This is a genomic window from Actinomadura sp. J1-007 (assembly GCF_009793335.1).
Taxonomy (GTDB): domain Bacteria; phylum Actinomycetota; class Actinomycetes; order Streptosporangiales; family Streptosporangiaceae; genus Spirillospora; species Spirillospora yumaensis.
The window spans coordinates 375,051-400,413 of the sequence record NZ_WING01000003.1 but is presented as its reverse complement, the minus strand read 5'-3'; the positions used below and the strand labels follow the sequence as shown (position 1 = coordinate 400,413).

Genomic DNA, 25,363 nt, shown 5'->3' with positions numbered 1-25,363 from the left:
CGGAACCCCACCGGGCACGCCCGCACGCCGCGCGTCCGCACGCGCGAACGCCTGCACAGGCTCGCTGAACACGCGCGCACGCCGTCTTCAAGGGCACGCCGCCCGGTGCCGGACCGTCCGGCAGCCCAAGGACGGCACCATGCCCCAGCGGCACCACACCACCACGCCCGCCGGCCGTACGGCGCAAGACCGCGCCCGACGCGCCCTGTCCCAGAACTTCCTCGCCGACCCGGCCGCCATCCGGCGGTTCGCACGCAGCGTCCCCGGGAATCCACCCGGCCTCGTCGTCGAGATCGGCGCGGGCGACGGCCGCATCACCACCGCCCTGGCCGAGCACGCCGAACACGTCATCGCCTACGAGATCGACCCCCGCCTCGCCCGGCGCCTGCGGGCACGCTGCGACGACCTGCCCAACGTCCGCTGCGTTCAGCAGGATTTCCTGAAAGTGCGTGCTCCGCGCGAGCCGTTCCACCTCGCCGGCAACATCCCCTACAGCGCCACGTCCCGCATCGTGTCCTGGACGCTGAACGCCCCCGGCGTCCTCACCGCCACGTTCATCACCCAACTGGAGTACGCGCGCAAACGCACCGGCGACTACGGGCGCTGGAGTCTGCTCACCGTCCAGAACTGGCCCGAGTTCACCTGGCGGCTGGGTGAACGCATCGACCGCGGCCGGTTCCGTCCCGTGCCACGTGTCGACGCGGGGATCCTGCGCCTGGACCGCCGCGCCCGGCCCCTCATCCCGCCGACCGCGCTGGACGACTACCGCGCCTGCGTCGCCCTCGGATTCCAGGGCAAAGGCGGAACCCTCCGCGCCTCCCTGCGCCGCGCCTACCCGCACGCCCGCGTGGACGCCGCGTTCCGCGCAGCCCGCCTGCACCCCGGAACGGTCGTCGCCCACGCCCACCCCGATCAGTGGATCACCCTCTTCCGCGCCCTCCACCAGATCGGACCATCGTCGGCCAGGGCGAGCGACGGCTAAGCCGATGTGACACGTGCGGGCACACACGAAACGTCCCGTACCCCTCGCACCGTACGCGTCGCCCGCGTTGGCTCACCCCCCGGCCCAGGTCCATGCGACTGCCTTCCGCAGGCGCACGGACCTGGGCATCCACGCCGCTGGCACCGGACGGCCACCGCTCCCTCGGCCACCGCTCCCTCGGCCATCGGCGGTTCGTGCTCCCGGTCGTGCGCAGGACAGGACGCACCACCGCCTGTTCGCCGGTCCGCCCGCGATGACCGTCCGGCCGTCCGGCCCGCCACGACCCCCGGCCCGCCGCGCCCCCGCCCGCGACGACCCGTCCGGGCCGTGATGGCGGGCCGGCCGCGGCAATCGGCCGGCTCACGGTGACCGGTTCGCCCGCAGGCATCGCCCGGCACGCGGTGGTCGACTGACCGGCGGGCGGGGCACAGCGGGCAACGCACGGCGGGAGATCAGCAGGAAGCGTCGAGGCCCGATTCGCGCAGGGTGAGGTTGAGGCGGCCTCCACCGTCCAGGCCGATACCGCCCGGCCCCGAACCCGGAACGATCCTGGTCACCCCGTGGTACGCCAGCCGCGACGGCCCGCCGAACACCACCAGGTCACCCGACTCCAGCTCCACGTCCACCCACGGACGACCGCGCGACTCGGTGTTCCCGAACCGGAAAACCCCGGTGTCGCCCAGGCTCAGCGACACCACCGGCGCGCGGCTGCGCTCGTCGCGGTCCTGATGCAGGCCCATCCGCGCGTCCGCGTCGTAGAAGTTCACCAGCGCCACATCGGGGGCGTACGAACGCGCGGCATCCCGCGTCCCGTTCGGCGAGCCGCCCAGGGGGCCGCCCGCCGGCCCGTCGTCGTTCGGTTCGTCGAACGGGACGGGCCCGGGGGCGTACGCCTCGGCGACGGCGCGGCGGCCCAGGTCCGCCAGCCATCCCGGGAACGCCTTGACCGGATGCCCGTCCACCTGCCGCACGTACCGGTACGGCTCCCAATGCCACCCGAGGCACACCGTCTGCACCGACATCACGCCACCGCCCGGCAGCCGCGTGCGCCGCATCCCCGCGGGCGGACGCGCCCACTCCCGGCACGCCTGCACCAGCCGCCGCTGCTCCCGCTCGTCCAGCCACCCGGGAACATGCACGGCCCCCGGCGCCAGAACCGACCGCGGGCGCGGAATCAGCGCTGTCATGGCCCCCACCGTACGACCCCGCCGCACCACCCCGCCGACCCGGACGAGGCCGCGCCCCGTCCACGCCACCCCTCAAGGCGGGCGGCGCCCTGCTCGACACCGCCAGCCAGCCGTACGGACAGAGAGCTCGCGAGGAAGCTCCGCCGCCGCGCCTTCCCTGGCGGTCACTAGCCCTCGTCCGCGTCCTGCACCGCCGCTCGCGGCGTCACCTCCGGCCAGCTCGACGCGGCATGGCTTCTCTCGGGCGGCGTCCGCGTCGTACCCGTTCCCGGCACTGCACTCCGCCCCCACATCCGCCTTCGAGGGCCGCACCGGGCGCGATGGCACCCGGACCGTCCGCGACGACGCCCTGGAAGAGGGACGCCGACGTCCGCGGTGCGCGGCCCCTCCCCGGAGAAGGCGCGAAGGGGACTGAAGATCGCGGGCGGGGAGCCATAGAATGCGGTTCGGTCTAGGAGAGGACGGACGGGATGCGGGAGATCGCGGCGGCGGTGGCGGGGCCGGTCGGACGGCTGGGCGGAGCGTTCATGGCCTCCAGGGAGGCGAAGGCGTACTCGGCGGAGACCGGGCTGACCGGCTGGACGCCGTACTTCCGAGGCCGCTTCGGAGTCCTCGGCGAGGTGGACGCGGACGTCGTCGCCTCCGCAGCCGGGTTCTTCCCGCTCGAGACCGTACGGCAGGCATGGGAAGCGGGCGCCGGCCTGCCCGCGGCGACCGCCGCCGACCGGTACGCCGCCGTGGCCCACGACTTCGGCCGCCGCACACTCGCCGACTTCGCCGAGTCGGCGCGCCTGGCCGACCTCCTCAAGCTCGTCGCGGACGGCGCGGACGTGGTCGGCGCGCCGCTGTTCGGCGGCTGGCGGGCGATGCCGCTGCCCGAGGACGACCGGGCCCGCGTGATCCACCTCGCCCACGTCGTACGCGAACTCCGCGGCGGCCTGCACATCGTCGCGGTCCTCGCCAGCGGGCTCAGCCCCCTGGAGGCGGTCCTCAGCGGCAAGTCGGCGATCCTCCCCGACGGCGAACCGAACGCCGAGTACTTCGGCTGGCCGCGCCCGTACCCCGAGGTCACCGAAGACGTACGCCGACGGCACGACGACGCCGAACGGCTCACCGACGAACTGATGGCCCCCGCCTTCACCGCCCTCGACAAGCCCCAGGCCGACGAACTGGTCACCCTCCTCGAAAAGGCAGAACGAGCCGTCTTCACCTGAGCCCCCACCAGAACGGCCCCAAGGCCGATGCATCCGCCCCACCGCGCCTACCGCGCCCGCGCACTGCGCACCGGCCGTCGACGGCCGCCTTTCGTCCGGCCGATGCCCGGCCGGGCATCGGCCGGGCCTGTGCGGCGATCCCGGCGGCGGCGCGGGAGGTGTTCGCCGGTCCGGTGGCGCCGATGAGCGAGGTGGGGCAGAGCCGCGCGGGTCGACGCAACGACGCTGTACGGCTTTCCGTCGGCCCGTCCCTACGCCTGCACAGGACGGCGCGTCCGCTGAGGCGGGGTGCTGGCCCTGGCGCGGCCCGGGAGCCAGGGCCGCCGTCAGCGCCACGCCGTCAGCGCCGGTCGCGGCGCGGAGCGACCGGCCGGTCGGTCGGCCGCGCCTCGGACTAGCGGCGGCTTGCGTACTGCCCAGCGTGGCTGCGCCGTGCGGCCCCGTCGCGGCATACGCGTCCCGTCGCCCCGCCGCGCCCGCCCGAACGTAGAGTCCCGCCGACCCGTCCGCGTCCGATCCCGTACCCGCATCTGCTCCCGTTCCCGGACCCGTCCCGCATTCGGCCCGCCGTTCAGGCATCGGGGCGGTCGGTGGTGTGAGGGCGGGACGGGTGTGGGTGGGCCGACAGTGGTCGGCGGCTGGATTGTCGGCGGGGCGCCGGGTGCCGGGTCGCGTGAGAGGAGTGGTCAGCGGGGAGTGGTGGTGGGGGAGGTGGGTGGGCGCCAGTTGAAGATGGCGTCGCCCTGGCGGATCACGGCGCCGGGGCCCAGGCGGCCGCCGAGCCACAGGGCGGTGTCGCGCGCCGTCACCGGGAGGACGCCGCGCAGGCGCGTGAGGCGGGAGATGGCGCTCGAACGTTGCATGATCCTGGTTGTTCGGGGCAGGCGCGCCGCCGTGTACGCGGGCAGGCCGCCGCCGTCGGTCACCTCGTGCGCCAGAACGATCGCGTCCTCGATGGCCTGGCAGGCGCCCTGGCCCAGGTTCGGGGTCATCGGATGCGCGGCGTCCCCGAGCAGCGCCACCCGCCGGTGGTGGAACTCGGGCAGCGGACGTTCCAGCGCGTAAACGTCGTTGCGCAGGATCGCTTCGGGCGACGCCTGCGCCAGCAACTCGGGGATCGGGTCGTGCCACGCGCCGAACAGGCGGCGCAGCAACGCCAGTTCGTCGTCCGCGCGGGCGTCCGGCGCGGACGGCGCGGTCGCGTAGCAGTACACGTTCCGGTCCGCCAGCGGCGTCACGCCGAAGACCAGCCGGCGGCCCCACGTCTCCGACGCCCGCCCGTTCACATCGACGCCGGGAACGACCACCCGCCACGCGGTCACGCCTGAGTACGCGGGCCGCGGATGGTCCGGGAACAAGGTGTCGCGCGTGGCGGAGTGGATACCGTCCGCCGCGACGACGAGGTCCGCCTGCTCGCGGTCGCCCGCCTCCGTGGTGACCGTTCCGTCGGCGGGGGAGACCGAGGCGATCGTCGTGCCGAGCCGTACCGAGTCGTCGGGCAGCCGCGCGGCCAGCAGGTCCACCAGCGCGCTGCGCAGCAGCGTCAGGATCGGATCGCCGAAACGGGCGGCCGCGGCTTCGGCGCTGGTGCGGTTGAGCCACGTCCCCCCGGGACGGCGCAGGCCCCCGTCGCCCCGGAATGCCGCCAGCGCCCGTACGGCGTCACCGACGCCCCCGAGCGTGTCCAGGGCGCGCAGCGCGTTCGGTCCCAACGCCAGACCCGAACCGATCGGCTCCAGCGACCCCGCCCTCTCGTACAGCGTGACCGTCCAGCCCTTGCCGCTCAGCGCGGCGGCGGCCGTGAGCCCTCCGATGCCCCCGCCGATCACGATCGCGTGCCGTGCCATCCCCGGAACCTCCGTAACTACATCCGTAGTGCGACCATACTACGGATGAAGTATCACTACGCCGGTAGTATCCACGGGTGATCTCCAGCCGTGCGGAACTCGTCGCCGAAGCCGCCATCACCCTGCTCGCCGAACGCGGCATGCGCGGCCTCACCCACCGCGCCGTCGACGAGGCCGCCGGGCTCCCCACCGGCTCCACGTCCAACCTGGCCCGCACGCGCGCCGCCCTCTTGGAGCTCGCGCTCGTCCGGCTCACGGAACTGGAGGAACGCCACTTCGCCGCCCTGGACGACCTCGTCCTCGGCCAGGACTCCGCGGCAGGGACCGTCACTCACGCCGGGACCGCCCCCCACGCCGCAACCGGGGCCGGGCCGGGGCCGCCGCAGACTCCGGGCCACGCAGCACCGACACCGGCACCGGTGACGACGACGAGACCGGCTCCGGTACTGGAACCGGTGCTGGCGCTCATGCCGGGGCCGGCTCCGGCGGCAGGTCCGGCACCAGCTCTGATCTGGCGGCGGCTGGAGGCGGGGCTGGGGCCGGCATCGGCAGGTCCGGCACAGATACCGGGCCTGGCGCCCGCTCCGGCCTGGCAGCCGGGGCCGGGGCCGGAGTCAGGGCTGGGACCGGAGCCGGGGCCGGGGTCGGGGACGCGTCCAACCTTCACTCCGGGGGCGGGAAAGGGCTCGGCGGGGGGACGGGGGCGGGGCATCCGGTGGGGCTGCGGCGGCCCATGCCGGTGGCGGAGGTCGCCGAGCTCGCCGCGCGGCTCGTGCACGCCGAGCTGCGCGAGGACCGGCGGCGGACCCTCGCCCGGTACGAACTGGCGCTGGAGGCCACGCGCCGCCCGGAACTGCGGGCCCTCTACGACGCGCGCGGCAGGCACTTCCGGCGGACCGCCGTCGCCCTCCTCGCCGCCGCCGGGTCCAACGACCCCGAACGCCACGGCGACCGCCTCGTCGCGTTCGCCGAAGGGCTGATGTTCTACGCGCTCGCCGGCGCCGGGGCCGAGCCCGGCCTCGACGACCTGCGCACCGCCGTCCGCGACTTCCTCAACGGCGTGCTGCGCTGAACGAGGCGTTCCAGCGCTCCGCGCCGATCCGCCACAGCACATGGGGGCGCAGCGGATGCCCGGCGGGCAGTCCCGGATGGTCGAAGTCGCCGTCGGCGTCGCGGACCATCCCGATGCGCCGCATCACGGCCTGCGACCGGACGTTCCGGGCGACGGTGAACGCCACGACCTCCTCCAGCCCCGCCTCCTCGAAGCCGAACGCCAGCGCCCGCCGCGCCGCCTCGGACGCGTACCCGCGCCCCCACGCCGACCGCGCCAGCCGCCAGCCGATCTCCACGCCCGGCAGGAAGGGGGCCTCGAACGCCGGCACCTGCAAGCCCGCGACGCCGATGAGCTCGCCCGACGCCTCCACCGCCCACAGCCCGAACCCGTCGCGCTCGAACCCCGCCTCGATCCGTTCGATCATCGCGTCGCTCTCCGCCCGCGACAGCGGCGCCGGGAAGTGCTCCATCACCTCCGCGTCGGCGTTCAGCGCCGCGAACGGCGCCCGGTCCTCCTCGCGCCAGCGCCGCAGCACCAGCCGTTCGCTCTCCAGCCGCTCAGCCACCATGCGCCCATTCTCCGCTCCCGCCCCCGCCCGCCACCCCGTCCCGCCGGGTCGTCCCAACCCGGCCGCCCCGTCAGAACGGGTGGGGGGCGATCTCGCCGCGCATCGTCAGCCACTGCGTCTCGGTGAACGCGTCGATGTTGGCCTCCGGGCCGCCGAACCGCGAGCCGTTGCCCGACGCCGCCAGGCCCCGAACGGCACGACCGGCTCGTCGTTCACCGTCTGGTCGTTGATGTGGACCAGGCCCGTCGGGACCGCGTCGGCGATCCGCATCGCCTGCCCCACGTCGCCGAGGATCCCCAGCGACAGCCCGTACTCGCTGTCGGCCGCCAGCTCGACCGCCTCGTCCACCGTCGAGAACGGGACCACCGGCGCCACCGGACCGAACACCTCGCCCGCGTACGCGGGCATCGACGGCGTCACCTCCGCCAGCACCGTCGGCCGGTAGAACAGCCCCTCGTGCGTGCCGCCCGCCGCCAGCCGCGCGCCCGCCGCCACCGTGTCGCGGACCAGCGCGTCCACGTGCGCGAGCTGCCGCTCGTCGATGATCGGGCCCAGCGCGACCTTCCCGGACGCCGGGTCGCCCACCGGCAGCCCGTCGGCCTTGTCGGCCAGCGCCGCCACGTACTCCTCGTGCAGGCTCTCGTGCACCAGGTGCCGCCCGGTCGTCATGCAGATCTGCCCCTGGTGCAGGAACGACCCCCACGCGCCCGCCGACACCGCCTTGGGCACCTCCGCGCCCGGCAGGACGATCAGCGCGTTATTGCCGCCCAGCTCCAGATGCGCGCGCTTAAGCAGCCGCCCGCACACCTCGCCGATCTTCCGCCCCGCCGCCGTGGACCCGGTGAACGACACCACCCGCACCTCCGGCGCCGCCACGACCGCCTCACCGGCCTCCGCGCCGCCCGGCAGCAGGTGCAGCAGCCCCGCCGGCAGCCCCGCCTCCTCGAAGACCCGCGCGAGCACCACGCCGCCGCACACCGCCGTCCGCGGGTCCGGCTTGAGCAGCACCGCGTTCCCCAGCGCCAGCGCCGGAGCCACCGAACGCATCGACAGGATCAGCGGGAAGTTGAACGGCGCGATCACGCTCACCACCCCGGCCGGGCGCCGCCGCGCCAGGCTCCACCGCGGCTGCGCCGACGGGAGCACCAGCCCCTGCGGATGCGACGCCAGCCCCGCGGCCTCGTAGCACAGCCCCGCCGCGAACCGCGCCTCCAGCTCCGCCTTCGCCGGCACCGACCCCGCCTCGCGGACGACCCACCCCCGGACCTCCTCGGCGTGCTCCTCGAACAGCCGCCCGGCCGCCCGCAGCACCGCCGCCCGCTCCTCGTACGTGCGCGCCGCCCAGTCCCACTGCGCCCGCGCCGCGGCCCGCGCCGCCCGCGCCACGTCCTCGCCGTCCGCCCGCCCGAGCACGCCGAGCGTCCCCCCGGTCGCGGGCTCGGTGACGTCGTACGACCCGTCCCCGCCCGCGATCCAGCCGCCATCGAAGATCTTTCCCGTCCAGATGCCGGGATCGAGCAGCGTCATCGTTCCTCCTCAAAGCACGCCCCGTCGGCGCACGCCGGACCGCCCGCCCACCCGGGCACAAGTCCCCCGGTAAGCCTCGCCACCCCGAGCCCCGCACGAAACCCTCCCCTTCCACTCACCGAAAACCCTCTGGCAGAGCGGCGGAACGGCGATCGCCCAGCACCACCGGGCCTCAGCCCCCGGAACGCCGCCGAGCGGACTGAGCGGGCCGGGCGGGACGGGCTGGGTGGGCTGGTGGAAGGGGAGGAGGAGAGCTGAGCGGGCTGGCGGGGGACCGGCGGGCGATGGCGCGGCGGGCCAGCAGGACCACGGCCGCGCCCGCCAGCGAGATCGCCCCGGCCACGACCGCGATCGTCCGCAGGCCCGTCACGAACGCGTCTCCCGACTCCGCGCCGCCGCTGCGCGCCGCCAGGACCGCGCCCAGCACCGCGATCCCCAGCGACGTGCCCGTCTGCCGCACCGCGTTCACCGTCGCCGCCGCAGCGCCCGAACGCTCCCGCGGGACGGCCGCCAGCGCCGAGGCGTTCAGCGGCGGCAGGACGACCCCGATGCCCGCGCCCAGCGCCAGCAGCAGCACCGCCACCACCCCGTACGGGACGTCCGCGTCCAGCAGCGCCCCCATCCCAGCAGCGCCGCCGCCATCAGCCCGAACGCGCCGCCCATCGGCCCGTACGGCCCGAACCGCGCGGTCAGCCGACCCGCCAGCGCGCCCAGCAGGCTCATCCCCACCGCCATCGGCACCATCCGCAGGCCCGCACCGGTCGCCGAGTACCCGCGCACGTGCTGGAGGTAGGGCGACAGGTAGAAGAACATCCCGTACGCGCCCAGCCCCAGCAGCAGCGCCCCCGCGTTCGCCGCCGCGAACGGCGCCCGGCCCAGCAGCCGGATCGGCAGCATCGGCCGTTCGGCCCGCAGTTCCACCGCCACGAACGCCGCCAGCGCGACCGCCGCGACCGCCAGCGCCGCCACCACCCCCGCCGACGACCAGCCGCGGTGGCCGCCCTCCACCAGCCCGTAGCTCAGCGCGCCCAGCCACGCCACGCCCAGCACCTGACCCGGCAGGTCCAGCGCGGCGTGCGACGGGTCGCTGCTCTCCGGCAGCGCCCACGCCCCCAGCGCGACCACCGCGACGCCCACCGGGACCACCACCCAGAACACCGCCGGCCAGCCGCCCGAGGCGTCCACCAGCAGCCCGCCCAGCAGCGGCCCCGCGCCCACCGACACGCTCGCCGTCACGCTCCACCAGCCGATGACCCGCGCGCGGGCCGCCGCGTCCGGGTACGCCTGCGCCAGCAGCGACATCGACCCCGGCACGATCACCGCCGCCGCCGCGCCCTGCACGACCCGCCCGCCGACCAGCGCTGCGGGCGACGACGCCGCCGCGCACAGCACCGACCCCAGCGTGAACGCCCCCACCGCCCCCACGAACACCCGCCGCCGCCCGTAACGGTCGCCCAGCACCCCGCCCGACAGCATCAACGCCGACAGGCACAGCGTGTACGCGTCCAGCACCCACCGCAGGCCCGCCGCGTCCGTCCCCAGGTCCGCCGCCATCCTCGGCAGCGCGACCGTCGCCACGCTCATGTTCAGCAACGCGACGAACGACCCGCGAACACCGCCGCGAGCACCGCCGCCCGCCGCCCCCCGACACCACGCATGCCCGTCCGGCCCCTTTCCGTTCCTCCAACCGGGATCGGACTTACCCTGGATGTTCCAGCGGACTTGAGGTCAAGCCCGAAGATCGGCCGGGGGAGCGGCGCATGGACGAGGAACTGCTGAGCATCGGCGAGGTCGCCCGCCGCCTGGGCACCAGCGTCTCCACCATCCGCTACTACGACGAACGCGGACTGGTCAGCCCCGAGACCCGGGCGTCCGGGCAGCGCCGCTACCGGCCCGCCGAGGTCCGCCGCCTGGCGTTCGCCCGGATGTGGCAGGAGACCGGCCACTTCAGCCTGGAGGACCTGCGGACGTTCATGGCCCCCGCCACCCGCGCCGAATGGCGCGCCGTCGCCCGCCGCCGCATCGCCGACCTGGAGGAATGCATCCGCGCCGCCCAGGCCGCCCAGCGCTACATCGAATGGATGCTGCAATGCTCCCGCCACGACATCACCGAATGCCGCGTCTGCGGAGAAGACCTCGACGGATGGCTCGCCCTCCGCGCCCGTGACGAAAACCCTGACGCGAATCGTGATGAAAACCCGGCCCCGCTCTGCGAGCACTGCCGCGCACCCCTCCCGACCGGAGGACGCGGCCGCCCCCGCCGCTACTGCTCGCCCCGATGCCGCCAAGGCGCGTACCGCCGACGCTGCGCCCCCGCACCCCACCCGCGCGCCACCACCGGAAAACCCGTTGAACCCGCCACCGCCCGTCCGCCACTCTGAACGAACACGACACCCCCACCCCACCATCCGCCGGATGCAGCGGACGGACCCGCGGACCGGACCCCGTCGGCCGGACGCTGCGGACCGCGAACCGACCGAGGCCGTGGACCCGCCCGTACAGGCAGGTCCACGCCCCGCCGCCCGCTCCGCCGCTCGCCCCGCCCATCCGGTTGAACGGTCAGACTCCCCGTAGCTCAGAGGAGAGAGCAATGGCCTCCGAAGCCGTGCGCGCAGGTTCGATCCCTGCCGGGGAGACGCCGCACCGCACCGCCCGCGAAAGTGACACCCTGATCCCGTGACCCGCCACAACAAGCCCCGCGCCGACGTTCCCCCTGAGATTCGCGACGACGCTCGCGCCGAGCCCTCAAGGACGCCAGCGCCGAGGCCCGCCCTGTTGCCGGCGCCGACGCACTCGTCGCGGCTCGCGTACGGATCGAGCCTTGGACGGACGGCGATCTGGAACTCCTGTGGCGCGTCAACACACCGGAGATGAAGGCCCACCTGGGCGGCCCGGAAACCGACGAGCAGGTCCTCGCCCGGCACCGCAAGTACCTCAACGGGCCCGTCCCGGGCGGCGTCGAGGCCGGGCAGATGTACCGCATCGCCCTGCTCCCGGGCGGCGAGCCCGTCGGGACGATCGGCTACTGGGAACGCCGCTGGGAGGGCGAGACCGTCTACGAGACCGGCTGGAGCGTCCTGCCCGAGCACCAGGGGCGCGGCCTCGCGTCCGAGGCGGCGCGCCTCGTCATCGCCGCCGCGGCGGGCCACCGCCGCAACCGCTACCTGCACGCCTTCCCGTCCGTCGGCAACCCGGCGTCCAACGCCATCTGCCGACGCGCCGGCTTCACGTTCGTGTCCGAATGCGACTTCGAGTTCCCGCCCGGCCACCACATGCGCTGCAACAACTGGCGCATCGACCTCACGGCCCCGGCGCCCTCAACACCGACGGCACCGCCCGCACCGCCCGAACCGCCAACAGCCCCGTCGCCGACCGCACACTAGACGTCCCGACCGCGCCTTAGCGCCCCCGGACGCTGGCGTTCCGTCGCCGGCGGTGGGCCTGGGGGCGTCCGTTGGTGACGTCGGGCAGGGGCGGGGGCAGGGCAGGGGCGGGGGCAGGGCGCGGGGCTAGGCGTGGCCGCCTACGGTTACCTCGCCGATCGTCAGGGTCGGGCGGGCCTCCAGGATCTCCCCGACGCGGGCGACCTGGTCGTCCAGGGCCGAACGCCGCGCCCGGGACAGCGGGGCCAGCGGCTCCACCGTCACCTCGATCCGGCGGCCCGAACGCCGCTGATGCCACAGCCCCGCGACCTCGCCGTCCACCAGCAGGACCTGGAAGTTGCCGCGCAGCACGCGTTCGGAGGCGCGTCCCGGATACAGCAGCGCGGGCGGCTGGTTCCCGACGCGGTAGGCGTAGACGTCGAAGTACGGCAGCAGCCGCACCCCGCGCGGGACGTCCGCCGCGACGTCCCGGGGCCGGGGGACCGCGAACGCCGAGGCGGACGCGTCGGGCGCCAGCCACTGCGGCGCGTCCACCCCCTCCACCTCGACCCGCTCCAGCTCCGCCTCCAGCGACGCGAACAGCTCCGACGCCCACGTCGCTGGCGCGTTCAGCCAATGCGCGAACCGCTGCGGCGTCGACGGCCCGTACGCGCGCAGGTAGCTCCGCACCACCCCGCGCAACGCGGCCTCCGGCTCCTCCGCGGCGAACCCCGGCAGGAAACGGCGCGGGCTGGTGTAGGTGACCTTGCGGCCCCGGCCCGCGCCGAAGCACAGCAGCCCCCGGATCCCCGCCTCGTGCATCGACTGCCGCCATCGCGGCCACATCCCCTGGAACGCCGGCATCACCAGGTCGCCCGCCCACGGCCCGGTCCGCGCCACGACCTCCTCGGTCAGCTCGTCGATCGTCAGCTCCGCGTCGCGCAGCGCGTCGCCGACCGCCGCGATCACCTGCTCGCTCTGCTCCGGCGCCATCCGGACCCCGTCGGCGTGGGGCGACGACGGCCGCGGCAGCGCCGACAGCGCCCCACCCACATCGGCAGCTCACGCGCGGGCAGCAGATGCACCGTCCCGCGCGGCCCGAACGTCTTGATCAAACTGTGCTCGCCCCACACCGCCTCGCGTACGTCCGCCCGCGTCGCGCCGTCCATCCGCAGCGCGATGCCGAGCTCGGCCGCCGACATCATCTGCGCGTGCGTGCCCGCCATCGCCGACGCGACGTCCGCCGGACCCGCGCCCTTCAACGGCTCGGCCAGCCCGTGCCAGGCCAGCCGCCGCGCCCGCACCTGCGCCCACGACAGCCTCCGCGCCTCCGCCGGACCAACGGTCATCGCACACCCTTCCCTCACCACGACCCGCACCCGCGACGGGCCGTTCCCCCGTCGCGCCACCAACTGAACGGTACGCGGCGTATAGGTCAGCTTCTGTCCTGCACTTCGGGCATGCTGGGACGCATGGCCGTCACCTCCCAGCGGTTGCTGAACCTGCTGTCCCTGCTCCAGACGCCCCGCGAATGGGCCGGCAGCGAACTCGCCGCCCGCCTCGGCGTCAGCGGCCGGACCATCCGGCGCGACATCGAACGGCTCCGCGAACTCGGCTACCCCGTCGAGACCGCCATGGGCCCCGACGGCGGCTACCGGCTGGTCGCCGGCACCGCCATGCCGCCGCTGCTGCTGGACGACGAGGAGGCCGTCGCCATCGCCGTCGGCCTGCGCACCGCCGCCGGGAACGCCGTCGAAGGCATCGGCGAGGCGTCCGTACGGGCCCTGGCCAAACTCCAGCAGGTCCTGCCGTCCCGCCTGCGGCACCGCGTCAGCGCCCTCAACGCCGCGACCGTCCCCCTGTACGCGGCGGACGGACCCGCAGTCGACCCCGCCGACCTCGCCGTCATCGCCGCGGCCGCCGCCAACCACGAACGCCTCCGGTTCGCCTACCGCGCCGCCGACGGCGCCGAGACCCGCCGCCACGCCGAACCGCACCGCCTCGTCGCCGCCGGACGCCGCTGGTACCTCATCGCCCACGACCTCGACCGCGGCGACTGGCGCGTGTTCCGCGCCGACCGGATCAGCGGGCCCCGCCCGACCGGCCAGCGCCACACCCCCCGCGAACTGCCCGGCGGCGACGCCGCCGCGTTCCTCACCGCCAAGCTCCACTCCCTCGCCGCCACCTACCGCGCCGTCGTCACTCTCCACCTGCCCGCCGCGCAGGCCGCCGCCCGGCTCGGCGCCGACCCACGCGACCTGCACCCGATCGACGAGAACACCTGCCGCCTCGACGGCCACGCCGACACCCTCGGCTGGCTCGCCGCCCGGCTGATCATGCTCGGCTGCGAGTTCCGCGTCCACGAACCCCCGAACTCATCGAACGCCTCCGCGACATCACCGCCCGCACCGCCCGAGCCACCACCCCACCGTCCACGGCGGACGCGCCGAACGCGACGTCCGCGGCGACCTCGACGTCCGCGGCGGACGCGCCGACCTCGCCGTCCGCGCCGGACGCGCCGTCCGCGCCGGACGCGCCGTCCGCGCCGGACGCGCCGACACCGACGTCCGAGCCGACCTCGCGCGCCTCGACGCCCGACCCGCCGCCCGCCGTCACCTGAGCCGCCCCGCCGCTCGACGCGCGCCCGCTGTGCGTAGGCGTTTCGCGTGCGCGCGTTCGATGAGGCGGCCCGGGACGCATCGCTGACTGCGAGGGCGCACCGGCCCCGGCGGCCCACGTCCCATGCGGCCCCTCGTCCGGCTACACGTCCAGTTTCGCGCCCGGGTTTCCGCTGCGGCCCGGCTCGCTGTCCGGGTCTGCGCTCGACTCGGCGTCCGAGGCTCCGCCGCCGCTCGGCTGTGCGCGGGCGCGGGCGCGGGCGTGGGCCGGGGGGCGGGGGTCGGTGGGAGGGCCGCGGCTATGCAGTCCAGGACGCGGTCCAGGCCGTACCGGAACTGCTGCTCGTCGTCCATGTGCGGCTGGCGCGCGTGGGTGATGACCCGCGCGAAGAGCGGATGGTCGCCGTCCGCCAGGAGCCGCTTGACGTACGGGATGCTGCGCCGCATCCACTCCTCCATCGTGAGCCCGGTGCGGCGGGCCTCCTCCGTGAACGCCACGCGGGAGCGCGCGACGCTCTCCACGTAGCCGTTCAGGACGCCCGCCAGCACCATCATCTCGTCGATCGGGATGCCCACGTCGAGCGCGCCGAGCTGGAACTCCAGCAGCCGCAGCTCGTTCGGGCCGAACGCCGGCCTGGCGCGCATCAGCCGCACCAGCCACGGGTGCCGCCGCGACAGCGCCAGCGACCGCTCCGCGACCAGCGTCAGGTCCGCCCGCCAGTCGCCGGACGGGCGGTCCGGGAGGTCCAGCTCGCCGAGCACCCGGTCGTGCATCAGGTCGACCAGGTCCTGGCGGCTCGGGACGTACCGGTAGATCGACATCGCGCCGGTGCCGATCTCGGCCGCGATCCGGCGCATCGACGCCGCCTCCAGGCCGTCGGCGTCGGCGATCCGCACCGCGGCCTCCACGATCTGGTCGCGGCTGTAGGCCGGGCGCGGCCCCTCGCCGGGCGCTCCGGGCGCATCCAGATGCTGATCTGCTCGGCGTCCCCCGGCTCGGTCTCCATCCCCGCATCCTAGTTGCGTACGGCGTACCCGGTTGTCTAGCCTGGGCCGCATCAACCGCGTACGGCGTACCCAGTGGAGGGCAGCGTGACCGCCGAACCCATCGTGGTCGCCGAGGGGCTGCACAAGCGCTTCGGCGACACCCGCGCGCTCGCGGGCCTGGACCTGGACGTCCCCGCCGGGACCGTCTGCGGCGTCCTCGGCCCGAACGGCGCCGGCAAGACCACCCTCATCCGCGTCCTCGCGACCCTGTCCGACCCCGACGAGGGCCGCGCCCGCATCGCCGGGCACGACGTCACCCGCGACGCCGACCGGGTCCGCGGCCTCATCGGCCTCGCCGGGCAGCACGCCGCCGTGGACGAGAAGCTCACCGGCCGCGGCAACCTGCGCATGTTCGGGCGGCTCTACCACCTGTCGCGCCGCGACGCGCACCGCAGGGCCGACGAGCTGCTCGAACGGTTCGGGCTCGCCGAGGCCGGCGACCGCCAGGTCCAGGGCTACTCCGGCGGGATGCGCCGCCGCCTCGACCTGATCACCAGCCTGATCCTGCGGCCCCGGGTGCTGTTCCTGGACGAGCCGACCACCGGCCTCGACCCGCGCAGCCGCAACGAGATCTGGGACAGCATCCGCGCGCTCGTCGCCGACGGCACCACCGTCCTGCTCACCACCCAGTACCTGGACGAGGCCGACCGGCTCGCCGACGACATCGCGGTGGTCGACCACGGCCGCGTCATCGCCACCGGCACCCCCGACCGGCTCAAGTCCTCGATCGGCGACCGCCTCGACGTCGTCGTGGAGGACCCCGGCATGACCACCGCCGCCGCCGGCGTGCTCGCCCGCCTCGCCGGAGCCGAACCCGCCCGCGGCGAGGACCCGCGGCGCCTCAGCGTCCCCCTGCTGCGCGGCCCCGTCCGCCTCGTGGACGTCGTCCGCGAGCTCGACCGCGCCGGCGCCGCCGCCGCCGACGTCGGCCTGCGCCGCCCCACCCTCGACGAGGTGTTCCTCCGCCTCACCGGCGGCCCCGCCGCACCGCCGCCCGACACCGGCATGGAGCCCGCCGCCGCGTCCGAGAAGGAGACCGCCCGATGACCGCACCGGCCCACCCGGCCCCGCCGGCCGTCCCGCCGCCGCCCGCCACGCTCGCCGGCCGCCTGCGCTGGACGGCCGCCGACGGCCTCACCCTGGTCGGCCGCGAGTTCTCCCGCCTGCGCCAGGAACCCGGCGAGCTCGTCGGCCAGCTCGTCTTCCCCGCCATCATGGTCGTGCTGTTCGGGTACGTGTTCGGCAGCGCCATCAAGGTCCCCGGCGGCGGCGACTACCGCGAGTACCTGATGCCCGGCCTGTTCGCCATGGTCACCTTCACCGCGCTCATGGGCGTCACGATGCGGATCGCCACCGACGCCTCGCGCGGCGTCATGGACCGCTTCCGCTCCATGCCGATGGCCCGCTCGGCGGTGCCGTTCGGCCAGGTCGGCGCCGACGTGCCCACCGCCCTGCTGGCCATGCTGATCATGGCGCTGATCGGGCTGCTGGTCGGCTGGCAGCCGCACCGCGGGGCGCTCCCCACCGCCGAGGCGTTCGCCCTGCTGCTGCTCATGCGGTACGCGCTGTGCTGGGTCGGCTGCTACGTCGGCCTCGTCGTCAAGAACGAGCAGACCGCTGACCAGCTCGTCCCGCTCGTCTTCCCCGTCGCCATGCTGTCGAACTCGTTCGTCCCGACCGGCGGGATGCCCGCCTGGCTCCAGTCGATCGCCGACTGGAACCCCGTCAGCGCCCTCACCGCCGCCTGCCGCGACCTGTTCGGCAACCCCGGCGCCCCGACCGGCGACCTCGCCTGGCCCATCGCCCACCCCGCCACGGCCGTCCTGCTCTGGTCGGTCGGACTGCTGATCGTGTTCGTCCCCCTCTCCGTCCGCACCTTCCAGCGCAAAGGCCGCTAACCCCGCCCCCGCGCCCCGGCCGGGCGGCCGACCGGGGCGCGGGGTCAGACGGCGCGGGCGCCGTCCGGCTCGGGAGGTGTCAGCGGTCTCGGCCGCGCAGCTTGTACATCTGGCGCTGCGAGCGCGAGATCGCCTTCCACCGGTTGGCCCGCTCCGAACGCAGCCGGGCGTCGCCGCGCGAGGCGATCCACTCGTTCTCGCGCACCAGCTTGCGGTAGCTGTCCAGCCGCCGGCGCGGCAGCGCGCCGGCCTCGACGGCGGCCAGCACCGCGCACCCCGGCTCGGCCTCGTGCGCGCAGTCGCCGAACCGGCACGACTCCGCCAGCTCCTCGATCTCGGCGAACGTCCGCTGGAGGCCGTCCGAGGCGTCGAACAGCCCGACCCCCCGCAGCCCCGGCGTGTCGATCAGCACCCCGCCGCCCGGCAGCGGCAGCAGCTCCCGCCGTACGGTCGTGTGCCTGCCCTTGCCGTCCTGCGCCCGCACGGCGCCGGTGGCCAGCGGCCCGGCCGCCGGGTCCGCGTCGCCGAGCAGGGCGTTGGCGAGCGTGGACTTGCCCGCGCCGGACGGGCCCACCAGCACCACCGTGCCGGTGAGGACGGCCGCCGCGACGTCCACGCCGTCGCCCGTCGCCGCGCTCACCGTCACGATCTCCACGCCCGGCGCGGCCTCGGCGACCCGCGCCTCGGCCTCCGCCGGATCGGGCACGGTGTCGGACTTGGTCAGCACCACCACCGGCCGGGCCCCGCTCTCCCAGCCGAGCGCCAGGAACCGCTCCACCCGGCCGAGGTCCAGCGGCGCCGCGAGCGACACGGTGATCGCGACGGTGTCGACGTTGGCGGCCAGGACCTGGCCGTGCGAGTCGCGCGAGGCCGACGACCGGACGATCGCCGTACGGCGGGGGAGCAGCGCCACCAGCGCCGGATGCCCACCGCCGCGCAGCGCGGCCCAGTCGCCGGTGCACGGGCCCAGCACCGGATCACCGGGCGACGCCACCGGCGCCGTGTCGGCCCGGACCGGGCCGTCCGCGGTGACGACGTCGCAGCAGCCGCGGTCCACGGCCACCACGCGGGCCGGGACCAGCCCGGCCCCACGGTGCGGGGCGAACGCTTCGTGCAGGCTCTCGTCCCAGCCATAGGCGACGAGAGCCGAAGAGAATTCTGAGGACAACGGATCGAACCCTTGCGTCTGAGGGGCCCGGCCGGCGCGGGCGCCCGCGCACGTCCCGAACGGAGACGGGACGGGAAGCGAGGGGCGGCGTCAGCCGACGGCCCGGGAAATGAGGGAGGCTCGGATGCTGCGCGCAGCAGCCATCACCGCGACGGCCATCGACCCCACCCCTCCCGTGACGCTCCTCGAAGTTCCGCTGTCGGCGGCAAGGCTACAGCGGCCCTCCGCCACCGCGCCAACCGTTTAAACCCCCGCCGGGAGCGCGGAAGGCCGGGCCGATGCCGAGGTTCGCGCGGCAGATCGCCTCGGCCGCAGGGGTCGATGCCCTTCACCCGGGCGGGGGAACGGGATCGGCCTCGCAGGGGAGGGGCCCGGCGGGGCTGCGCCAGCAGGATCGTCGGCATGGTCACGACCACCCGCGAACCACGTCCCCGCGCCCACGGCGCCCGCACGGCGCGGCCCGCCCGGCTGACGGCCGCCGCGCTCGCCCTCCTGGTGCCGTACGGGGCCGTACGGCTGTACTGGCTGCTCGGCCACCCGCCCGGCCGCATGTCGCCGATCGGCGGGGACCTCGTCGCGTTCACCGGATGGGGCGCCCTCGCGCTGTGCGGCACCGCCGCGCTCACCCTCGTCGCCCTGCGGGCCACGCGCCCGGCCAGGATGAACGGGCCCGCGGGACGGGCGCTGCGGGCGGCGGGCTGGGCGGCCGGGGGAGCGCTGGTGGCGTCCGGCGCGCTGCTGCTGCTCGACGTGGTCGGCGGCATCCTGCCGGGCCTGGGCATCCGCTTCTTCCCGTACGGCGCGCTGAGCAGGGCCGTGTGCGTCGGCGCGGGCGTCCTGACCGTCCTCGCGGCGCGCGCTCACCGGCCGCCCGGCCGGGGTCACTGTTGCGCGTGCGGACGCGACGCGTCCAGCCCCGGGGCGCTGACCCGCGTCCCCGCCTGGGCATACGCGGCGGCGTACGCGTCCGTCGCCGGATGCCTGGTCCGCATCGCCGCCCAGGCGGCCGTCGGGTTCGACGCCTCGCCGCTCGCCGCCGGACCCTCGGTCGTCCTGTTCGAGGCGGGCTTCGTGCTCGGCGGCAGCCTGCTGCCGCTCTCCCAGGTCCACCGGTGGGGCCGGACGTGGCCCGGCTGGGTCCCGCGCCTCGCGGGCCGCCGCGTCCCCCGCCCCCTGGTGCTCTGGCCCGCCGCGGGCGTCTCCGGCGGCCTGGTCGTCTACTTCGGGCTCATGCAACTCCAGATGATCTGGGAGCGCCTGACCGGCCGCGACCCGTTCCCGCCCGAAGGCGGCCTCGATCTGCCCGAGACGTTCTTCTGGTTCGCCGTCCCGGGCTACCTGGTCTGGGGGATCGGGCTGGCCGTCGCGAGCGCCGCCTACGCGCGCCGTACCCGCACGCCCTGCCCGGCCTGCCGCCGCTGAAGCGCCGCGCCCCGGCCGACAGGCGCGGGGCGGCCGGGCAGGGGATGAATCGGGTGAACGCCGGTTATGGTGATTTGAGTAGCTCGGACCGTGTGAGGGGCGTGGTCGTGGACCAGAACATCGGGGATGCCGACGGCGAGCCGACGCACGCGATCGAGCCGACCGACGTGATCAAGCCCGCCGACGCCGAGCCCGCCGACCCGGCCCGGCCCGCCCGGACGATCGAGCCCGCCGACGCGGCACGGCCCGCCGGCCTCGAACGGCCCGGCTCGGCGGTCGAGCCGGCGGCGGCCGAGCCGGGGCCCGGGCTCGCCGCGACGCTCGACCAGACCGCCGCCGCGTGGCTCGAAGAGGCGTGGAACGGGCTGGCCCCCACCGCCGCCGGAGCCGCCCGCCTCGCCGCGACCGCGAGCGGCCCCGCCCGGCAGGTCGCCCGCGACGCCGCCGAACGCGCCGCGGCGCGCATCGTCGAGCAGGTCTCCGGAACGCCCGTGATGAAGGCCGTCGAGCAGGCCGCCCGCGACGCCGCCGTCAAGATCGCCGTCTCGGCCGCCGAACGCGCCGTCGCCGAGGCCCGCGCCGCCGCCGGGACCAACCCCGTCACCGGCACCGCGTTCGAGATGACCACGACCGCGATGACGCTCGCCGAGCAGGCCGCCTCCCACCCGATGGCCGCCGCCGCGCGCCGCCTCGCCGCCCGCAACCCGTTCGCCCGCGCCGCCACCGCGACCGCGCTGGACGTCGCCGGGCGCACCGCCTCCGCGCCGGTCGTCCAGGCCGCCACCAAGGTCGTCGTCGACACCGCCCTGGACGCGGTCGCCGACGTCGCCGTGGAGGTCGCCCTCGACGTCGGCCGCCCCGTCGTCGTACGGGTCGTCAAGGAGGTCGCCCGCGAGACCGCCCGCGACCTCGCCGGAACGGCCCGCGACCGGGCCCGCGACGCCGCCGGGATCGCCGAGCTGGCGCCCCTCACCACCGCGGCCGCGGACCTCGCCAGGAGCGCCGCCGGAAGCGAGGCCGCCCGCTCGGTCGGCGGCCTGCTGACGGCCGCCGCGGGCAGCGCCGTCGCCCGCACCGCCCGCGGCCTCGCCGGCCGCGCCGCCGACCGCGCCGTCGCCGCCGCCATCGAGACGATCATGGCGGAGCTGATGCGCGAGGCCCTCAAGCTCGCGATGAAGGAGGCCCTGCGCGGGCTGATGCGCGATGTCGCCAAGGACGTCGTGGTCGACGTCATGCGCACCACCTGGGTCTCCGCCACCCGCCCCGCGCCGTCCACCGCGGACCCGCGCGGCGCGCGCCCACCGGCCGCCGACCCCGCGCCCGCCGACGCGGCCGCGAAGGCCGCCGCGGACGCCGCAGCGGACGCCGAGCCGGCCTCGTTCACCGCGCTGGTCGCCCGCGCCGCCCGCGCCACCGCCACCCTCGTCGTCGCCGACCCCGCCACCGGGTCCGTCTGGGAGTCCGCCACCGGCGCCGCCGCCCGCGTCACCGTCCGCGCCGCGCCCCGCGTCGTTCCCGAGGCCGCCGTCTCCACCCTCAGCAACGCCTCCCGCTACCGGCCCGGGACCCGCCGCGAACGGCTGCGCACCGGCCCCGGGCTCGCCGAGGCCATCACCGACGGCGCGGCCCGCGCCGCGGCCGGCCTCGGCCGCCGCGCCTCCTGAGACGCCCCTCAGAAGTTCCTGAAGGAATCATGAGAAACGCAGGTCGGCGGCCTGCGGCGGGACCGGCGGTGGCTACCGTTAACGCATGGAGCCTGGGACGCAGGGGGCGGCGCCCGCGCGGATACTGATCGTCGACGACGAGCCGGCCGTCCGCGAATCGCTCGCCAGCAGCCTGGAGTTCGAGGGCTACCGCGTCGCCGAGGCCGCCGACGGCGTCACCGCCCTCGAACGGGTCGGCGCCGAACCCCCCGACCTGGTCGTCCTCGACGTCCTGATGCCCCGCATGGACGGCCTGACCGCCTGCCGCCGCCTGCGCGCGCGGGGCGCCACCATGCCCGTGCTCATGCTCACCGCCCGCGACATGGTCGGCGACCGCGTCACCGGCCTGGACGCCGGCGCCGACGACTACCTCGCCAAGCCGTTCGAGCTGGACGAGCTGCTCGCCCGCGTCCGCGCCCTGCTGCGCCGCGGCGCCATGGCCGCCGCCGGACCGCCCCGCGAGGACGTCCTCGCGTTCGGCGACCTGCGCATGGACACCCTGACCCGCGAGGTCAGCCGCGCCGGCGCGCCCCTGGAGCTCACCCGCACCGAGTACATGCTGCTGGAGCTGTTCCTCGCCCACCCCCGCCAGGTCCTCACCCGCGAGCAGATCCTGGAGACCGTGTGGGGGTTCGACTTCGAACCCGCCTCCAACTCCCTGGACGTGTACGTGATGTACCTGCGCCGCAAGACCGAGGCCGGGGGACGGCCGCGCCTGCTCCACACCGTCCGCGGCGTCGGCTACGTCCTGCGCGCGGACGCGGCGGCGCCATGACGCCCCGCCGCCCCCGCCGGGCGCGCCTCGCCCGCGGGCTGCGGGCGCGGCTCGCCCTGCTGGTCGCGGCGGCGGTCGCGCTCGCCGTCGCCGCCTGCGCCGTCGCGAGCTGGTACATCACCCGCGACCGCCTCTACCAGGAGCTCGACCGCAGGCTCACCGCGATCAGCGGCCCCCTCGCGCCCGGCGACGGCGCCCGCCCCGGCGACGCGACCCGGCCCGGCGACGGCCCGCCGCCCCGCCCGCAGCGCCACACCCGCGAACTCCTCGGCGCCCTGGACGCCTGCACCCCCGAGCCCACCAGCACGCCCGTCGGGACGCGCCCGCCCGGCCCGTACGAGATCATGCAGGTCGTCGACGCCGCCGGGAACGCCTGCACCGTCCCGAACGCCGGATCCCTCACCGTCACCGCCGCCGACCGGGCCGCCGCCCGCGGCGAACGCGGCACCGCCCGCCACGACGGCGGCGGCGTCAACGCCGCCGGGAACCGGGTCGACGTCCGCGTCCTCACCCGCCACTTCACCGCCCCCGACGGCACCTCCGCCGCCGTGTCGTTCGCGCTGTCCCTGGACGAGGTGCGCGGCCCCCTCGACGGCCTCGCGCTGCTGCTCACCGCCGTCGCCGCGCTCGGCGTGCTCGTCTCCGCCGGAGCCGGACTCGCCGTCGCCCGCGCCGCGCTGCGCCCCGTCGACCGGCTCACCGGCGCGGTCGAGCACATCGCCCGCACCGGGGACCTGCGCACCCGCATCCCCGACGAGGGCGCCGACGAGATCGCCCGCCTCGGCCGCGCGTTCAACACCATGACCGCCGCGCTCGCCGCGTCCGACGACCGGCAGCGGCAGCTCATCGCCGACGCCGGGCACGAGCTGCGCACCCCCCTCACCAGCCTGCGCACCAACATCGACCTGCTGCTGCGCTCGGAGGCGACCGGCCGCCCCCTCGCCCCCGGCACCCGGCGCAACCTGCTGGCCAGCGTCAAGGCGCAGATGCGCGAACTGTCCAGCCTGGTCGGCGACCTCCTCGAACTCGCCCGCCCCGCCGAGGCCGAACCCGTCCGCGAGACCGTCGCCCTGCACGAGGTCGTGGACCGCGCCTTCGAACGCGCCCGGCTCCGCGGCCCCGGCCTGACCGTCCGCGCCCGCACCGCCCCCTGGTACGTCTCCGGCGACCCCGCCTCCCTCGAACGCGCCGTCGTCAACCTGCTCGACAACGCCGTGAAGTTCAGCCCGCCCGGCGGCGGCGTCGACGTCCGCCTCACCGGCGACGGCGAGCTGACCGTCCGCGACCACGGCCCCGGCATCCCCGCCGCCGACCTGCCCCACGTGTTCGAACGGTTCTGGCGCTCCCCGTCCGCCCGCAGCCTCCCCGGCTCCGGCCTCGGCCTGTCGATCGTCGCGCGCGTCGTCGGCGAGAGCGGCGGCGACGTCGACCTCCGGCCCGCCGACGGCGGCGGCACCCTCGCCCGCGTCCGCCTCCCCGGCACCCCCCGCCCCACCGACTGAACGGCCCGGCACCACGGGCCCGGCGGGGCCGAACGGGCCAGCCTGAACGGGCCGCCGCCATTTCTCATCCGGCGTTCATGAACGACTCAGCCCCCTCCCACACCCCCTGGCGAACGTTGCCGCATGAGTCACCTGGTCACCGAACGGGGCACCCCCGCGCCGCCCCCGCCCGAGCCGGAGCGCGGCGGGCGGGAACGGCTGGTCGAGGTGGTCGTGCCCGTCCACAACGAGCAGCGCGTCCTCGCCGCCAGCGTCGAACGCCTCCACGCCTACCTCACCGGCAACCTGCCCTACCCGTTCCGCATCACCATCGCCGACAACGCCAGCACCGACCTCACCTGGCACGAGGCCGAGGAACTGGCGGCCCGGCTCCCGCACGTCCACGCCGTCCACCTGGACCGCAAGGGCCGCGGCCGGGCGCTGCGGCGGGTGTGGGGCGCCAGCGACGCCGACGTGGTCGCCTACATGGACGTCGACCTGTCCACCGACCTCGGCGCGTTCCTCCCGCTCGTCGCGCCGCTCATCTCCGGGCACAGCGACCTGGCCATCGGCAGCCGCCTCACCCGCGGCTCCGCCGTCGTGCGCGGACCCCGCCGCGAGGCCGTCTCCCGCTGCTACAACCTGCTGCTGCGCGCCGCCCTCGCCGCCCGCTTCACCGACGCCCAGTGCGGCTTCAAGGCCGCCCGCACCGAGATCGTCCAGGCGCTGCTGCCGTCCGTCGAGGACGAGGAGTGGTTCTTCGACACCGAGCTGCTCCTGCTCGCCGAACGCAACGGCCTGCGCATCCACGAGGTCCCCGTCGACTGGATCGACGACCCCGACAGCCGCGTCGACGTCCTGCGCACCGCCCGCGACGACCTGCGCGGCATGGCCCGCGTCGGCCGCCGCATGCTGACCGGCGCGTTCCGCGCGCCCGTCGGCGGACGCCCCCGCCCCGGCATCCCCGCGACCGGCGGCCCGTCCGCCGGAACGGACCGGCTGCCCGCGGGGATGGCCCGCCAGCTCCCTGCCTTCGCGGCCGTCGGCGCCGTCAGCACCCTCGCGCAGCTCGCGCTGTTCGTCCTGCTGCGCACCGCCATGGGACCGCTGTGGGCCAACGCCCTGTCCCTGACCGCCACCACGATCGGCAACACCGCCGCCAACCGCCGCTTCACCTTCGGCGTCACCGGCGCCGAGCGCGCGTTCCGCCAGCACCTCGAAGGCGGCCTGGCGTTCCTGCTCGGCCTCGCCCTCAGCACCGGCGGCCTCGCCCTCCTGCACGCCGCCGCCCCCGGCGCCTCCCGCACCGTCGAACTCGCCGCGCTGGTCGGCGCCAACGCGCTGTCCACCCTCGTCCGGTTCCTGCTCATGCGCGCCTGGATCTTCCACCCCCGCCGCCTCCGCGCCCGCACCCGCGCCCGGCCCGAGCCGCCGACACCACCGACGCGGCGGTCACGCGCGAAGCGACCGCGGCGGCCGACACCGCCCGCGCGGCCGGGACACCCGACGG

The 25,363-nt window shown here is 75.9% G+C and carries 19 protein-coding genes, 1 tRNA gene and 4 pseudogenes; 14 read left to right on the top strand and 10 right to left on the bottom strand.

Annotated features, from left to right (window positions below):
* The first annotated feature begins 139 nt into the window (after positions 1-139).
* Positions 140-982, top strand: a complete 843-nt coding sequence (gene erm, locus GEV43_RS43240; protein WP_160826446.1) for an ErmE/ErmH/ErmO/ErmR family 23S rRNA (adenine(2058)-N(6))-methyltransferase — start codon at positions 140-142, stop codon at positions 980-982.
* A gap of 452 nt (positions 983-1,434) precedes the next feature.
* Here the strand turns inward: erm and GEV43_RS43235 are convergent, their stop codons facing one another.
* Positions 1,435-2,169, bottom strand: a complete 735-nt coding sequence (locus tag GEV43_RS43235; RefSeq protein WP_160826445.1) for an alpha-ketoglutarate-dependent dioxygenase AlkB — start codon at positions 2,167-2,169, stop codon at positions 1,435-1,437.
* Between the two features lie 470 nt (positions 2,170-2,639).
* Between GEV43_RS43235 and GEV43_RS43230 the strand changes: the two genes are divergently transcribed.
* Complete coding sequence (locus tag GEV43_RS43230) at positions 2,640-3,383, top strand: hypothetical protein (RefSeq protein WP_160826444.1); 744 nt, start codon at positions 2,640-2,642, stop codon at positions 3,381-3,383.
* Between the two features lie 686 nt (positions 3,384-4,069).
* On the opposite strand, the gene GEV43_RS43225 is transcribed toward GEV43_RS43230, so the two are convergent.
* The gene (locus tag GEV43_RS43225; RefSeq protein ID WP_160826443.1) at positions 4,070-5,230 is read right to left on the bottom strand and encodes an FAD-dependent monooxygenase; all 1,161 of its coding nucleotides are present in this window, start codon (positions 5,228-5,230) and stop codon (positions 4,070-4,072) included.
* A 56-nt stretch (positions 5,231-5,286) separates the two neighbouring features.
* Positions 5,287-5,565, bottom strand: a complete 279-nt coding sequence (locus GEV43_RS55675; protein ID WP_160826442.1) for a hypothetical protein — start codon at positions 5,563-5,565, stop codon at positions 5,287-5,289.
* 398 nt (positions 5,566-5,963) lie between these two features.
* Between GEV43_RS55675 and GEV43_RS43215 the strand changes: the two genes are divergently transcribed.
* The gene (locus GEV43_RS43215; protein ID WP_160826441.1) at positions 5,964-6,302 is read left to right on the top strand and encodes a TetR family transcriptional regulator C-terminal domain-containing protein; all 339 of its coding nucleotides are present in this window, start codon (positions 5,964-5,966) and stop codon (positions 6,300-6,302) included.
* Here the strand turns inward: GEV43_RS43215 and GEV43_RS43210 are convergent.
* From GEV43_RS43210 to GEV43_RS43195, 4 genes and pseudogenes are all read right to left on the bottom strand, one after another.
* Entirely contained in the window at positions 6,283-6,852 is a 570-nt protein-coding gene (locus GEV43_RS43210) for a GNAT family N-acetyltransferase (RefSeq protein WP_160826440.1), read from the bottom strand. The two genes, GEV43_RS43215 and GEV43_RS43210, sit on opposite strands and share 20 nt — an antisense overlap.
* Before the next feature lie 70 nt (positions 6,853-6,922).
* Positions 6,923-8,379 (bottom strand): annotated as a pseudogene (locus GEV43_RS43205) (benzaldehyde dehydrogenase).
* A 172-nt stretch (positions 8,380-8,551) separates the two neighbouring features.
* The gene (locus GEV43_RS43200) at positions 8,552-9,001 is read right to left on the bottom strand and encodes an MFS transporter (protein WP_160826439.1); all 450 of its coding nucleotides are present in this window, start codon (positions 8,999-9,001) and stop codon (positions 8,552-8,554) included.
* Positions 8,905-9,963, bottom strand: coding sequence for an MFS transporter (locus GEV43_RS43195; RefSeq protein WP_160826438.1), 1,059 nt, complete (start codon positions 9,961-9,963; stop codon positions 8,905-8,907). Before GEV43_RS43195 ends, GEV43_RS43200 begins: the two co-directional genes overlap by 97 nt.
* A gap of 176 nt (positions 9,964-10,139) precedes the next feature.
* Here GEV43_RS43195 and GEV43_RS43190 point away from each other — a divergent pair, with 176 nt between their 5' ends.
* From GEV43_RS43190 to GEV43_RS43180, 3 genes are all read left to right on the top strand, one after another.
* Positions 10,140-10,760, top strand: coding sequence for a MerR family transcriptional regulator (locus GEV43_RS43190; protein WP_160826437.1), 621 nt, complete (start codon positions 10,140-10,142; stop codon positions 10,758-10,760).
* Between the two features lie 183 nt (positions 10,761-10,943).
* Positions 10,944-11,015, top strand: a tRNA-Arg gene (locus GEV43_RS43185).
* 177 nt (positions 11,016-11,192) lie between these two features.
* Positions 11,193-11,762 (top strand): GNAT family N-acetyltransferase, encoded by a 570-nt coding sequence (locus tag GEV43_RS43180; RefSeq protein ID WP_160827001.1) that lies wholly within the window; start codon positions 11,193-11,195, stop codon positions 11,760-11,762.
* Positions 11,763-11,888: 126 nt separating this feature from the next.
* Here the strand turns inward: GEV43_RS43180 and GEV43_RS43175 are convergent.
* A pseudogene (locus tag GEV43_RS43175) lies at positions 11,889-12,910 on the bottom strand (winged helix DNA-binding domain-containing protein).
* A gap of 303 nt (positions 12,911-13,213) precedes the next feature.
* Here GEV43_RS43175 and GEV43_RS43170 point away from each other — a divergent pair.
* Positions 13,214-14,169 (top strand): annotated as a pseudogene (locus tag GEV43_RS43170) (helix-turn-helix transcriptional regulator); the annotation flags it as partial.
* Between the two features lie 184 nt (positions 14,170-14,353).
* On the opposite strand, the gene GEV43_RS43165 reads toward GEV43_RS43170, so the two are convergent.
* Positions 14,354-15,256 (bottom strand): TetR/AcrR family transcriptional regulator, encoded by a 903-nt coding sequence (locus GEV43_RS43165; RefSeq protein ID WP_309240291.1) that lies wholly within the window; start codon positions 15,254-15,256, stop codon positions 14,354-14,356.
* Between the two features lie 195 nt (positions 15,257-15,451).
* Here GEV43_RS43165 and GEV43_RS43160 point away from each other — a divergent pair, with 195 nt between their 5' ends.
* Together GEV43_RS43160 and GEV43_RS43155 are read left to right on the top strand one after the other, a co-directional pair.
* On the top strand, positions 15,452-16,453 hold the full coding sequence (locus GEV43_RS43160; RefSeq protein ID WP_160826436.1) for an ATP-binding cassette domain-containing protein: 1,002 nt from the start codon (positions 15,452-15,454) through the stop codon (positions 16,451-16,453).
* Complete coding sequence (locus tag GEV43_RS43155; RefSeq protein ID WP_160826435.1) at positions 16,450-17,304, top strand: ABC transporter permease; 855 nt, start codon at positions 16,450-16,452, stop codon at positions 17,302-17,304. The genes GEV43_RS43160 and GEV43_RS43155 overlap by 4 nt, the downstream gene beginning before the upstream one ends.
* Before the next feature lie 79 nt (positions 17,305-17,383).
* On the opposite strand, the gene rsgA is transcribed toward GEV43_RS43155, so the two are convergent.
* Positions 17,384-18,472 carry a ribosome small subunit-dependent GTPase A gene (gene rsgA, locus GEV43_RS43150; RefSeq protein WP_160826434.1) on the bottom strand — a complete coding sequence of 363 codons (1,089 nt, stop codon included), beginning with the start codon at positions 18,470-18,472 and terminating at the stop codon, positions 17,384-17,386.
* 402 nt (positions 18,473-18,874) lie between these two features.
* Here rsgA and GEV43_RS43145 point away from each other — a divergent pair, with 402 nt between their 5' ends.
* The 5 genes and pseudogenes from GEV43_RS43145 to GEV43_RS43125 all read left to right on the top strand — a co-directional run.
* Positions 18,875-19,894, top strand: coding sequence for a hypothetical protein (locus tag GEV43_RS43145; RefSeq protein ID WP_160826433.1), 1,020 nt, complete (start codon positions 18,875-18,877; stop codon positions 19,892-19,894).
* 107 nt (positions 19,895-20,001) lie between these two features.
* The gene (locus GEV43_RS43140; protein WP_160826432.1) at positions 20,002-21,558 is read left to right on the top strand and encodes a hypothetical protein; all 1,557 of its coding nucleotides are present in this window, start codon (positions 20,002-20,004) and stop codon (positions 21,556-21,558) included.
* An 85-nt stretch (positions 21,559-21,643) separates the two neighbouring features.
* Positions 21,644-22,372, top strand: coding sequence for a response regulator transcription factor (locus GEV43_RS43135; protein ID WP_160826431.1), 729 nt, complete (start codon positions 21,644-21,646; stop codon positions 22,370-22,372).
* Entirely contained in the window at positions 22,369-23,874 is a 1,506-nt protein-coding gene (locus GEV43_RS43130; protein ID WP_160826430.1) for a cell wall metabolism sensor histidine kinase WalK, read from the top strand. The genes GEV43_RS43135 and GEV43_RS43130 overlap by 4 nt, the downstream gene beginning before the upstream one ends.
* Before the next feature lie 123 nt (positions 23,875-23,997).
* Positions 23,998-25,260 (top strand): annotated as a pseudogene (locus GEV43_RS43125) (glycosyltransferase); the annotation flags it as partial.
* Positions 25,261-25,363 lie beyond the last annotated feature (103 nt).

Coding starts and splice junctions, on each gene's coding strand:
- erm (WP_160826446.1), top strand. CDS start 140: ATGCCCCAGCGGCACCACACCACCACGCCCGCCGGCCGTACGGCGCAA.
- GEV43_RS43235 (WP_160826445.1), bottom strand. CDS start 2,169: ATGACAGCGCTGATTCCGCGCCCGCGGTCGGTTCTGGCGCCGGGGGCC.
- GEV43_RS43230 (WP_160826444.1), top strand. CDS start 2,640: ATGCGGGAGATCGCGGCGGCGGTGGCGGGGCCGGTCGGACGGCTGGGC.
- GEV43_RS43225 (WP_160826443.1), bottom strand. CDS start 5,230: ATGGCACGGCACGCGATCGTGATCGGCGGGGGCATCGGAGGGCTCACG.
- GEV43_RS43215 (WP_160826441.1), top strand. CDS start 5,964: ATGCCGGTGGCGGAGGTCGCCGAGCTCGCCGCGCGGCTCGTGCACGCC.
- GEV43_RS43210 (WP_160826440.1), bottom strand. CDS start 6,852: ATGGTGGCTGAGCGGCTGGAGAGCGAACGGCTGGTGCTGCGGCGCTGG.
- GEV43_RS43200 (WP_160826439.1), bottom strand. CDS start 9,001: ATGGGGGCGCTGCTGGACGCGGACGTCCCGTACGGGGTGGTGGCGGTG.
- GEV43_RS43195 (WP_160826438.1), bottom strand. CDS start 9,963: ATGAGCGTGGCGACGGTCGCGCTGCCGAGGATGGCGGCGGACCTGGGG.
- GEV43_RS43190 (WP_160826437.1), top strand. CDS start 10,140: ATGGACGAGGAACTGCTGAGCATCGGCGAGGTCGCCCGCCGCCTGGGC.
- GEV43_RS43155 (WP_160826435.1), top strand. CDS start 16,450: ATGACCGCACCGGCCCACCCGGCCCCGCCGGCCGTCCCGCCGCCGCCC.
- GEV43_RS43145 (WP_160826433.1), top strand. CDS start 18,875: ATGGTCACGACCACCCGCGAACCACGTCCCCGCGCCCACGGCGCCCGC.
- GEV43_RS43135 (WP_160826431.1), top strand. CDS start 21,644: ATGGAGCCTGGGACGCAGGGGGCGGCGCCCGCGCGGATACTGATCGTC.
- GEV43_RS43130 (WP_160826430.1), top strand. CDS start 22,369: ATGACGCCCCGCCGCCCCCGCCGGGCGCGCCTCGCCCGCGGGCTGCGG.